We start from the raw sequence: 12464 nt of genomic DNA on the forward strand, positions 1-12464 counted from the left end.
ACTTCATAATAAGGTGAAGGCTGCTCGTTTCGGGCAGCCTTTTTTTATGATAGATCATTGATTTTGAAAATATATTCTAATATTTTTTAAGAATTGGTTGTTAAATATTATTATTTTTCGCAAAAAAACAACATAAAATGATTAATTTTAATATTAAATACTGATATAAAAATATGAATTTAAACTATTTTGACTTATCTAGGAATCTGAAATTTTTAATTCAGAAGAAACTGGTCTTTGCAATAGGGCTTTTTTCAATCTTCCATTTGAAAGCTCAAAATGCTTCTTTGGAAATGGCGGACGGGGATGGAAACCCTACGACGAATGTTACCAACTCGGTAGGAACTACTTCTATCAGGTTAAGGAATAATACTGATAATCCTACAGGGAATACTTTTGCTACCTATGCAAATCCTACTCCTTTGAACGTTACTTTTACGCTGAGTAATCAACAGTATACACAGACAAATTTTCCAGGGTATAATGGGGCTGTTCTTATGGGATATACGGGTGAACCTGTTTTAACATTAATGAATTCTTTTGGGAATACCACTGTAAGTACTCCTTTTACGAGTAGCGGTGCACCGGTAGGGACTGGGATTGATGTTACTGTTAATAGGGCAATTAATCTTTTCACGAATGTTCAACCATTAAGTACAGCTGCGAGAGCAACAAATCAAAGGTGGCAGATGGCGGATATGACTATTACTTTCAGCAGACCTGTAAATAATCCGTATTTGCAGGTTAATGCATTAGGAGGAACGTCTAACGGACAAAACTATTCTGCTGAGTTTGATTATTTGTCGTCTAATGTACCTGTGACTTTTTCTAAAGTTTCCGGATCAACATTTTTAAATGTTACTTCTACACAAATCTTAAACTCTGCTACTACTCCGGATGGTGCGGTAGCAAACGTTTCAAGAGGTACAGTACTTGTTTCTGGAACGGGAATCACAACGCTGACATTGAGAGTGTATACCCGCGGAGCAGCAACTAATACGGGAACGAATTGGCACGGGACAGCTAATACCGGAGGAGATGGATATATGCTTGGATTTACGGTACAGGAATCTAATTTAAGAGTAACGAAAACTGTAAATAATGCATCTCCAGTAGCAGGCAGTAATGTTGTGTTTACTGTAACTGCTACGAATAACGGAGCTTCTAATAATACAGGCGTTGTGGTCAATGATCTGCTTCCTGCAGGACTGACATTTGTGAGTGCTACACCATCTGTAGGGACTTATAATAATTCTACGGGAGTTTGGACAATTGGGAATCTGGCTTCAGGAGCAAATGCTACTCTTACAGTAACAGCTACAGTGAGTGCGCCTGGAAGTTATTTGAATACTGCAACCATTACCGGAGCCTTAAATGATCCTGATACAGCAGATAATACAGCCAGTGTAAGAGTAACAACTGCAGATAATGATGGAGATGGAATAAGTAACACTTCGGACCTGGATGATGATAATGATGGTATTCTTGATAATATTGAATGCCCCGGAAATAATATTGTAACAAATGGAACGTTTACAGGAAATGCTAATGGCTGGACACTGGCTCCGGAATGGGTAGCGAGCGGAACAGATATTAATATTACCACAGATAACGTATCCAATAAAGATGCTTCTCAGACTTTAAATAACTTAACGAATACCAATAACTTTATTCCTCTTAGCCTTACTTTGGGGGCGCAGGATGGAAGTAATGCTTCCGGGTCTACGGCAAGCTTACAGATATTATTAAATGGGACTCTTTATGCAACAGTTAGTAATGGTACAACGAGAAGCACTACTGTGAATAATGTTACCATTGTATTGAGTAATGGAGCTACTTCTAGTTTTGTACCTTTTACAACGGCTAATCAAACCGGATTTACTACCCAGACATTTACCTTGAATATTCCTAACGGTCCTGTTCCGGATACCGCTACATTGCTTTTCAGATCTACCAATGCATTAGACGATTGGTCTTTGGATAATATTTCAGTTTTGGCGTTTACTTGTGATACAGATGGAGATGGAACATTTAATCATTTGGATTTAGACTCTGATAATGATGGGTGCTTTGATTCTCTTGAGGGAGATGAAAATGTGAAGATACTACAGATCAATGCAAATGGATCTATACCTGGAGCTGTTGATGCTCAGGGAGTTCCTGCTCTTGTTAATAGTGGAGGGGCTGCAGATATCGGCGGAGATCAGGGACAGGGGCTTGGATCTTCTCAAAATGCTGCTGTTAATGCATGTCTTTGCTATAAACCATCGGTAACTTCCGGAACAATTCTAGACACAAACCAAGGAATTACAGCCTTGAATAGAGCAGGAGCAGGTGGTGCCAATTGGCCTATGGTGAGAAAAGGAGGATGGATGGCGTTGGAAGCTAAAACTAAAGGATTTGTTTTGAATAGGCTTACCACACCTCAGATTGTTATAATTCCTGCAGCTAACCTGGTAGAAGGAATGATGATTTATAATACAACTTTGGATTGCCTTCAGGTGAATACGGATGGTACTCCTTCCGGATGGAAATGTTTTAATACACAAACTTGTCCTGATGTTAACTAATAAATTGAAAATTATGAAAAATAGTATAGTAATCAGCTTTGTTTTATTTTCCTTTTTCGCTAATGCACAGGTTGCTATTGGTAAAACAACGGTTGCTTCTCCATCTGTATCTCTTGATTTTGGATCAGGTAACAGAGGGTTGATTTTACCATGGGTGACCAATGTTGCTTCTGTTACAGGAGTAGTTAATGGAACGATGGTATATGATCTTGCTGATAAAAAAGTAAAGATAAAGTATGCTTCAGGTTGGAAAGATCTTACCGTAAATACATCCGGAACAACGGTTGACCCTGTCACAACTGTAGATGGTGTAACTATTCAGAATTCAGCAACCGAAACCTCTACTGCAAAAGTAGGTATTGGAACATTAACGTCCACCCCGGGAGTTCTGGTACTGGAAGATACAAATAAAGCTATGGTTCTTCCTAAAGTTGCCATCCCTCAAACTAATATTATTAACCCCTCACCAGGAATGGTAGTTTATGATACAACAACCAAGCTTTTGGCTGTTTTCAATGGAAATAACTGGACTTTCTGGAAACCTTAATCTATATTTTGAGTAAGAAATAATATTTAACCACTTCATTTTGAAGTGGTTTTATTTGTTATTATAGATTTTTTTTTGTATCTTTGCCCCTCTTTTGGCGCGAAAAATTGTTTGTAAATTTATAAAATACTGAAAATCAACTCTTTCATTGTGTAATAGCATGGAAGGGATTTCGTGTTTATAGATATTGCGGGTAATACCGTCTCAAAAGTAAGAAAAATATTTTGCATTACGCTGTGAAAAGATATACCAGTGTTGCAGTTAGGAATCAGACTGTAAGAATAAAGAACAAAGAATAAAGACTATTTCTGATAGCGCCAAATATCTCCATGTCTTTTATCTTTTCTCTATTTTCTTTCTTCTATTCCTGATATTTTTAAATGAATCAAAATATTTTTTAACCCTTTCTTAAAAGTTTTATGAGTAAAACAAAATCAACAACTCAAGGAAATCCGAGAATTAATTTCTCATCAGCGAAAGGAAAAATTGTAACTCCAGACTTCTTGGACATCCAAATCGAGTCTTTCAGAGAATTTTTCCAGCTTGATACACTTCCTGAAGCCAGAAAGACAGAAGCTCTTTACAAGACTTTCCAAGAGAATTTCCCAATTACGGATTCAAGAAACCAATTCGTATTAGAATTCTTAGACTATCTGGTAGATTCTCCACGTTATTCAATCGATGAGTGTGTGGAAAGAGGACTTACTTATTCAGTTCCTCTAAAAGCAAGACTTAAACTGTACTGTACTGACCCGGAACACGAAGATTTCCAAACAGTGGTTCAGGATGTATATTTAGGTCCGGTTCCTTACATGACTCCTTCTGGTTCATTCATTATCAATGGAGCAGAGCGTGTAATCGTAACTCAGTTACACAGATCTCCGGGTGTATTCTTCGGACAGACTTACCACGCTAACGGAACCAAACTTTACTATTCAAGAATTATCCCTTTCAAAGGATCTTGGATGGAATTTACAACAGATATCAACAGCGTAATGTACGCGTATATCGACCGTAAGAAAAAGTTACCATTAACAACTTTATTAAGAGCTATCGGTTACGAATCTGATAAGGATATCCTTCAGATCTTCGACCTTGCTGAAGAAGTGAAAGTTTCTAAAGCAGCCCTTAAAAAAGTAGAAGGGAGAACATTGGCTGCGAGAGTATTGAACACTTGGTTCGAAGACTTCGTAGACGAAGATACAGGTGAAGTAGTTTCTATCGAAAGAAACGAAATCATCTTAGATAGAGAAACGATTCTAGAGAAAGAACACTTAGATCTTATCTTAGATGCTGGTGTGAAATCTATCCTGATTCACAAAGAAAACAGCAATGAATTCTCTATCATCCAGAATACATTACAAAAAGACCCTACTAACTCTGAGAAAGAAGCAGTAGAGTACATCTATCGTCAGTTAAGAAACGCAGATCCACCAGATGAGGAAACTGCAAGAGGAATTATTGAAAAATTATTCTTCTCTGAGCAGAGATACTCTTTAGGTGAAGTAGGACGTTACAGACTAAACAAAAAGTTAGGTCTTAACATTCCAACTACAACTGAGGTTCTTACAAAAGAAGATATCATTGCAATCGTAAGACACTTAATTGAACTTGTAAACTCTAAAGCGGAGGTTGATGATATTGACCACTTATCTAACAGAAGAATTAAAACTGTTGGTGAGCAATTAGCAGGACAGTTCGGAGTAGGTCTTTCAAGAATTGCAAGAACAATCAAGGAGAGAATGAACGTTAGAGATAACGAAATCTTTACTCCACTTGACCTTGTTAACGCTAAGACTTTAACATCTGTTATTAACTCGTTCTTCGGTACCAACCAGCTATCTCAGTTCATGGACCAAACCAACCCTCTATCAGAGATCACTCACAAGAGAAGATTATCTGCACTAGGGCCTGGTGGTTTATCAAGAGAAAGAGCAGGTTTCGAGGTTCGTGACGTTCACCATACTCACTACGGAAGAATTTGTCCGATTGAAACTCCGGAAGGACCAAACATCGGTTTGATTTCATCTTTAGGTATTTATGCAAAAATCAACAACCTTGGTTTCATCGAAACTCCATATAGAAAAGTAGAAGATGGTAAGATTAATCTTAACGCTGATCCTATTTATCTGAATGCAGAAGACGAAGAAGACAAAGTAATTGCTCAGGCAAACGTTGAATTGAGTGATAATGGTGATTTCTTAACAGACAGAATTATTGCAAGACTAGATGGTGACTATCCAGTAGTTGAGCCAGCTCAGGTTAACCTTATCGACGTTGCACCTAACCAGATCTCTGGTATTTCCGCTTCTCTAATTCCATTCTTGGAGCATGATGATGCGAACCGTGCATTGATGGGATCTAACATGATGCGTCAGGCCGTTCCTCTATTGAAGCCACAGGCTCCAGTTGTAGGTACAGGGCTTGAGCAACAAGTTGCAAGAGATTCAAGAATCTTAATTAACGCTGAAGGTACAGGTACAGTACAGTACGTAGATGCTGATAAGATCACTATCAAATATGAAAGAAGTGAAGATGAGGATTTAGTACAATTCGAGTCTGCTACTAAAACATACAACCTTACTAAGTTTAGAAAAACTAACCAGAGTACTACCATTACCCTAAGACCAAACGTAAGAGTAGGTGATGTAGTGGAAAAAGGACAGGTACTTTGCGACGGTTATGCTACTGAAAAAGGAGAATTAGCTCTTGGTAGAAACTTAGTAGTAGCGTTCATGCCTTGGAAAGGGTACAACTTCGAGGATGCAATCGTAATCAACGAAAAAGTTGTACGTGAAGACTGGTTTACTTCAATCCACGTAGATGAATATTCCCTGGAAGTTCGTGATACTAAATTAGGTATGGAAGAACTTACAGCTGATATTCCAAACGTATCTGAAGAAGCTACTAAAGATCTTGACGAGAACGGTATGATCAGAATCGGTGCTGAAGTGAAGCCTGGAGATATCATGATTGGTAAAATTACTCCAAAAGGTGAATCTGACCCGACTCCTGAAGAAAAACTTCTTAGAGCAATCTTCGGTGATAAAGCTGGTGATGTAAAAGATGCATCATTAAAAGCTGACTCTTCATTAAGAGGGGTTGTTATCAACAAGAAATTGTTCTCTAGAAACATTAAAGACAAAAAGAAAAGAACTGAAGAAAAACTTAAACTTGAAGAGATTGAAAACACTTACAAGGCTAAGTTTGACGAGTTGAGAAATACTTTAATTGAAAAATTAAATACACTGGTAAGCGGTAAAACTTCTCAAGGGGTACAAAATGACCTTGACGAAGAGATCATCGGTAAAGGTGTGAAGTTCACTCACAAGCTATTAACTTCAGTTGAAGATTATGTAAACGTAAGCGGTTCAGACTGGACAGTAGACGCTGACAAGAATGAATTGATCAAACAATTGATTCACAATTACAAAATCAAATATAACGACATCCAAGGGGTTAAAAACCGTGAAAAATTCGCAATTTCAATCGGAGATGAGCTTCCAGCAGGTATCATGAAGTTGGCTAAAGTTTACATCGCTAAGAAACGTAAACTGAATGTAGGGGATAAAATGGCAGGACGTCACGGTAACAAAGGTATCGTATCAAGAATCGTTCGTGAAGAAGATATGCCATTCCTTGAAGACGGAACACCAGTAGATATCGTATTGAATCCACTAGGGGTACCTTCTCGTATGAACATCGGACAGATCTATGAAACAGTTCTTGGATGGGCTGGTCAGAAATTAGGAATGAAGTTCGCTACGCCAATCTTCGATGGAGCAACTCTTGATCAGATTACTGAGTATACTGAGAAAGCAGGTCTTCCTAAATTCGGTCACACTCACCTTTATGATGGTGGTACCGGAGAAAGATTTACACAGGCAGCTACAGTGGGTGTTATCTACATGCTGAAACTAGGACACATGGTTGATGATAAGATGCACGCACGTTCTATTGGTCCTTACTCATTGATTACTCAGCAGCCGTTAGGAGGTAAAGCTCAGTTCGGTGGTCAGAGATTCGGAGAGATGGAGGTTTGGGCACTTGAAGCATTCGGTGCATCTAACATCCTGAGAGAGATCCTTACTGTGAAGTCGGATGACGTGATTGGTAGAGCAAAAACTTATGAAGCAATTGCAAAAGGTGAATCTATGCCTGAACCAGGTATTCCAGAATCATTCAACGTATTACTTCACGAGTTACAAGGTCTTGGATTAGACGTAAGATTGGAGGAGTAAGATATCAGATGTCAGACACAAGATGTCAGACTATGGCACTCTAAGAATTTTATAATCCTTGAATTTGGAATGAAGATTTCGTCTGAAATCTGAAATCTGAAATCTAAAATCTAAAAAAAATTATGTCAAATAAAAATAAATCAAGTAGATTTAATAAAATAACCATCGGTTTAGCTTCACCTGAGTCTATTTTACAGGACTCAAGAGGAGAGGTTTTAAAACCGGAAACTATTAACTACAGAACTCACAAGCCTGAAAGAGACGGGCTATTCTGTGAGAAAATCTTTGGTCCTGTAAAGGATTACGAATGTGCTTGTGGTAAATACAAGAGAATTCGTTACAAAGGGATCGTTTGTGACCGTTGTGGAGTAGAAGTTACTGAGAAAAAAGTAAGAAGAGAGAGAATCGGGCACATCAACCTTGTAGTTCCAATTGCACACATCTGGTATTTCCGTTCATTACCAAACAAAATCGGATACCTTCTTGGAATTCCTTCTAAGAAATTAGATATGATCATCTACTACGAAAGATATGTAGTGATTCAACAAGGTATTGCTAAGAAATTAGACGGTTCTGATTTCGAGAACATGGAATTCCTTACAGAAGAAGAGTACCTTGACATTATGGAAACTCTTCCTGTAGAAAACCAATATCTTGACGATTCTGATCCAAACAAATTCATCGCTAAAATGGGTGCTGAAGCTGTTGAGGAATTATTAAAAAGAATTGATCTTGATTCATTGTCTTTCGACTTAAGACATAAAGCTCACAACGAAGGTTCTAAGCAAAGAAGAACTGAAGCTCTTAAAAGATTGAACGTTGTAGAAGCATTAAGAGGTGCTAATACAAGAATGATCAACAGACCAGAGTGGATGATCATGCGTGTTCTTCCAGTTATCCCACCAGAACTAAGACCATTGGTTCCATTGGATGGAGGACGTTTCGCAACTTCTGACTTAAATGACCTTTATAGAAGAGTTATCATCAGAAATAACCGTTTGAAGAGATTATTGGAGATCAAAGCTCCTGAAGTAATCTTGAGAAACGAGAAGCGTATGCTTCAGGAATCAGTAGATTCATTATTCGATAACACAAGAAAATCTTCTGCAGTAAAATCTGAATCAAACAGACCATTGAAATCACTTTCTGATTCATTGAAAGGTAAGCAAGGTCGTTTCCGTCAGAACTTACTAGGGAAAAGGGTTGACTACTCTGCGCGTTCGGTAATTGTTGTAGGTCCAAACTTACAGCTTCACGAATGTGGTATCCCTAAAGATATGGCAGCTGAACTTTACAAACCGTTCATCATTAGAAAACTAATCGAGAGAGGAATTGTAAAAACAGTAAAATCTGCAAAGAGAATTATCGATAGAAAAGAACCAGTAGTTTATGATATCCTAGAAAACGTGATGAAAGGTCACCCGGTACTATTGAACAGGGCACCTACTCTTCACAGACTTGGTATTCAGGCTTTCCAACCTAAGATGATCGAAGGTAAAGCTATCCAACTACACCCGTTAGTAACAACAGCATTCAACGCCGATTTCGATGGTGACCAGATGGCGGTACACTTACCGTTAGGACCAGAAGCGATCCTTGAAGCTCAGTTATTAATGCTAGGTTCTCAAAACATCTTGAACCCTGCAAACGGTTCTCCAATTACAGTACCATCTCAGGACATGGTTCTTGGTCTTTATTTCATGACTAAAGAATTAAGCTCTACAGAAGAGATGAAAGTAAAAGGTGAAGGTCTTGCATTCTATTCTCCTGAAGAAGCGGAAATCGCTTATGCAGAAGGTAGAGTTTCATTAAATGCTAAGGTAAGATGTAGACTACCAGTTAAAGAAGACGGTGTAATCGTAACAAGATTGATCGAAACTTCTGTAGGTAGAATCTTATTCAACCAAATTGTACCTAAGCAGGTAGGATATATCAATGAACTTCTTACTAAGAAATCATTGAGAAACGTTATCGGTAAGATCCTTGCTGATACAGATTTCCCTACAACTGTGAAGTTCCTTGATGCAATGAAAGATCTAGGGTATTCAAACGCATTCAAAGGAGGTCTGTCATTCTCTCTTGGAGATATCGTAGTACCTGTGGAGAAAAAGCAGATGATTGCTACTTCAATTGAAACTGTAGACGAAATTAGAGCTAACTATAACATGGGTCTAATTACCGATACAGAACGTTATAACCAGGTAATCGACGTTTGGACTAATACCAACGCTGGATTAACTGAAATGATCATGAGCAGAATGAAAACTGACCAAGGTGGTTTCAACTCTGTATACATGATGCTTGACTCTGGGGCGAGGGGTTCTAAGGAACAGATCCGTCAGTTATCAGGGATGAGAGGTTTGATGGCGAAACCGCAAAAAGCTGGTTCTACCGGTGCGGAGATCATCGAAAACCCGATCCTTGCAAACTTTAAGGAAGGTCTTTCCATCTTAGAGTACTTTATCTCTACCCACGGTGCTCGTAAGGGTCTTGCGGATACCGCTCTTAAAACTGCCGATGCTGGTTACCTAACCAGAAGATTGGTAGACGTTGCACAGGACGTTATCGTTACAGAAGATGACTGTGGAACTTTAAGAGGAACAGAAGTTACTGCACTTAAGAAAAATGACGAGATCGTTGAAAAAATCTCTGAAAGAATCTTAGGTAGAGTATCTCTTCACAATATTTATGATCCTGAAAGTGATGAATTAATCGCTGAAGCTGACCAAGTAATTACTGAGCAATTAGCTAAGAAAATTGAGGCAGCAGGATTAGAAGCTGTTGAAGTACGTTCACCACTTACTTGTGAAGCTAAAAAAGGTATCTGTGCGAAATGTTACGGTAGAAACTTAGCAACAGGTAAGATGATTCACATGGGTGAGGCAGTAGGAGTTATCGGTGCACAGTCAATTGGGGAACCAGGAACTCAGCTTACGTTGAGAACCTTCCACCAAGGGGGTACCGCAGGTAACGTTTCTGAAAACCCATCTATCGTTGCAAGAAGAGATGGTATCGTAGAAATGGATGAAGTAAGAACAATTACTTCTGAAGATGAAAACGGTAATACAGCTGAGGTTGTAGTTTCCCGTTCAACAGAATTCAGATTAGTTGCTGATAATGAGTCTAGAACTCCATTAATGGTAGCTAACGTACCTTACGGATCTATATTATCTGTGAAACCAGGTGATAAAGTGAAGAAAGGAGATACAATCTGTAGATGGGATCCGTATAACGCAGTAATTATTGCTGAAACTTCAGGTAAGGTAGAATACGAGGATATCATCCAGGGTATTTCATTCCAACTTGAAATTGACGAACAGACAGGATTTGAAGAGAAAGTAATCTCTGAATCTAGAAATAAGAAAGCCGTACCTACCCTGAAGGTGGTAGACTCTAAAGGAGTTGAGCAAAAAGCTTACAACTTACCGGTAGGAGCCCACTTAATGGTAAACGATGGTGAGAAAATTAAGGCTGGTAAAGTCCTAATCAAGATCCCAAGAAAATCTGCAAAAGCAGGGGATATCACCGGAGGTCTTCCGAGAGTTACCGAATTATTCGAAGCAAGAAACCCTTCAAACCCAGCGGTTGTTACTGAAATCGACGGGGTAGTTTCTTACGGAAAAATTAAGAGAGGTAACCGTGAACTTATCGTTGAAGCTAAAACTGGAGAAAGAAAAATTTACTTAGTTAAATTATCTAACCAGATCTTAGTACAGGAGAATGACTTCGTGAGAGCTGGTTCGCCACTTTCTGACGGATCAATTACTCCAGACGATATCTTAAGAATTAAAGGTCCAACAGCTGTTCAGGAATACTTAGTAAATGAGATCCAGGAAGTTTACCGTCTACAGGGGGTAAAAATCGACGACAAGCACTTCGAAATCATCGTAAGACAGATGATGACAAAAGTATCTATCGTAGATGGAGGTGATACTCAATTCCTTGAAGGAGCTCTTGAACACAAGTATGATTTCCTAGAAGAGAACAACAGAGTATTCGGTCTTAAAGTAGTTGTAGATGCTGGTGATTCTAAAGAATTTATGCCAGGTCAGATGATTACTGCAAGAGAATTAAGAGATGAAAACTCTAAATTGAGACGTGAAGATCAAAGTTTAGTAGAAGTAAGAGAAGCTCTTCCTGCTACAGCAACTCCTGTATTACAAGGTATTACAAGAGCGGCACTTCAAACGAAATCGTTCATGTCTGCAGCATCGTTCCAGGAAACAACTAAAGTTCTTAACGAAGCAGCAGTTGCTGGTAAGATCGATGATCTTAACGGTCTTAAAGAAAATGTAATTGTAGGACACAGAATTCCTGCAGGTACAGGTCTTAAAGAGTATCAGAATGTTATCGTAGGTTCTAAGAAAGAATTCGAAGACCTTAACTAAATTTAATGATTTGAAATTTGGGATTTGAAATTATTTTTATATTTTCACAATCTCAAATTTCGAATTTTAAAAACATAATTTATAACAATGGACAACAATCAAAATCCACAAGACGGAAACATCAACATCGAATTAAACGAAATGGTAGCTGCTGGTATCTATGCTAACTTAGCTCTAGTAAACCACTCTCCATCTGAATTTGTAGTAGACTTTATTCAGTTGATGCCAGGTGTTCAGCAGGCTAAAGTAAGATCAAGAGTAATTCTTGCTCCACTTCACGCTAAAAGAGTATTAAGTGCTCTTCAACAGAACATCGCTAACTACGAGCAGCAGTTCGGAGAAATCAAAGAAGTTGAGCCTTTCGTATTAGGAGGAAACAACGTACAAGCTTAAGATTTTTCTTACAATAAATAAGAATGCCCTGGTTTTTACCAGGGCATTTTTTTATGGAATATCTTGTACTTCTGAAACTTTGGGGGGCTAGATAGGAAATTATTTAAAAAAATAGGTCCCGATTGGTTAGGGTTATACTCTTTTACTGTTAAAATAAGATGAGGTAATTGACTGATTATTTTAGTACTTGCATCATCTGAAAGCAAAATTAATTCACTAAAGTGTTGTCTTTTTATATACGGTTGCATTTTCTATAATTATGTCTTTAAAATAGGGGTATAAAATGCTTAAAATTAAATCTCATTGAGTTTTATTGATTTTAAAT

Annotated in this window: 5 protein-coding genes; all 5 read left to right on the forward strand. The window is 38.2% G+C overall.

Features of this window, described 5'->3' with window-relative positions:
* Positions 1-173: 173 nt before the first annotated feature.
* The 5 genes from BOQ64_RS06405 to BOQ64_RS06425 all read left to right on the forward strand — a co-directional run bounded on the left by BOQ64_RS06405 (position 174) and on the right by BOQ64_RS06425 (position 12139).
* A complete protein-coding gene (locus BOQ64_RS06405; RefSeq protein WP_129054300.1) occupies positions 174-2570 on the forward strand; it encodes a DUF11 domain-containing protein in 2397 nt (798 codons plus the stop codon).
* Between the two features lie 13 nt (positions 2571-2583).
* Entirely contained in the window at positions 2584-3117 is a 534-nt protein-coding gene (locus BOQ64_RS06410) for a hypothetical protein (protein WP_129054302.1), read from the forward strand.
* Between the two features lie 419 nt (positions 3118-3536).
* A complete protein-coding gene (rpoB, locus tag BOQ64_RS06415) occupies positions 3537-7358 on the forward strand; it encodes a DNA-directed RNA polymerase subunit beta (protein WP_129054303.1) in 3822 nt (1273 codons plus the stop codon).
* Between the two features lie 122 nt (positions 7359-7480).
* Entirely contained in the window at positions 7481-11746 is a 4266-nt protein-coding gene (gene rpoC / locus BOQ64_RS06420; RefSeq protein WP_129054305.1) for a DNA-directed RNA polymerase subunit beta', read from the forward strand.
* Positions 11747-11833: 87 nt separating this feature from the next.
* Entirely contained in the window at positions 11834-12139 is a 306-nt protein-coding gene (locus BOQ64_RS06425) for a DUF3467 domain-containing protein (RefSeq protein WP_027375539.1), read from the forward strand.
* Positions 12140-12464 lie beyond the last annotated feature (325 nt).

Source organism: Chryseobacterium sp. CH25, assembly GCF_004119455.1.
Taxonomy (GTDB): Bacteria; Bacteroidota; Bacteroidia; order Flavobacteriales; family Weeksellaceae; genus Chryseobacterium.

Coding starts and splice junctions, on each gene's coding strand:
- BOQ64_RS06425 (WP_027375539.1), top strand. CDS start 11,834: ATGGACAACAATCAAAATCCACAAGACGGAAACATCAACATCGAATTA.
- BOQ64_RS06410 (WP_129054302.1), top strand. CDS start 2,584: ATGAAAAATAGTATAGTAATCAGCTTTGTTTTATTTTCCTTTTTCGCT.
- rpoB (WP_129054303.1), top strand. CDS start 3,537: ATGAGTAAAACAAAATCAACAACTCAAGGAAATCCGAGAATTAATTTC.
- BOQ64_RS06405 (WP_129054300.1), top strand. CDS start 174: ATGAATTTAAACTATTTTGACTTATCTAGGAATCTGAAATTTTTAATT.
- rpoC (WP_129054305.1), top strand. CDS start 7,481: ATGTCAAATAAAAATAAATCAAGTAGATTTAATAAAATAACCATCGGT.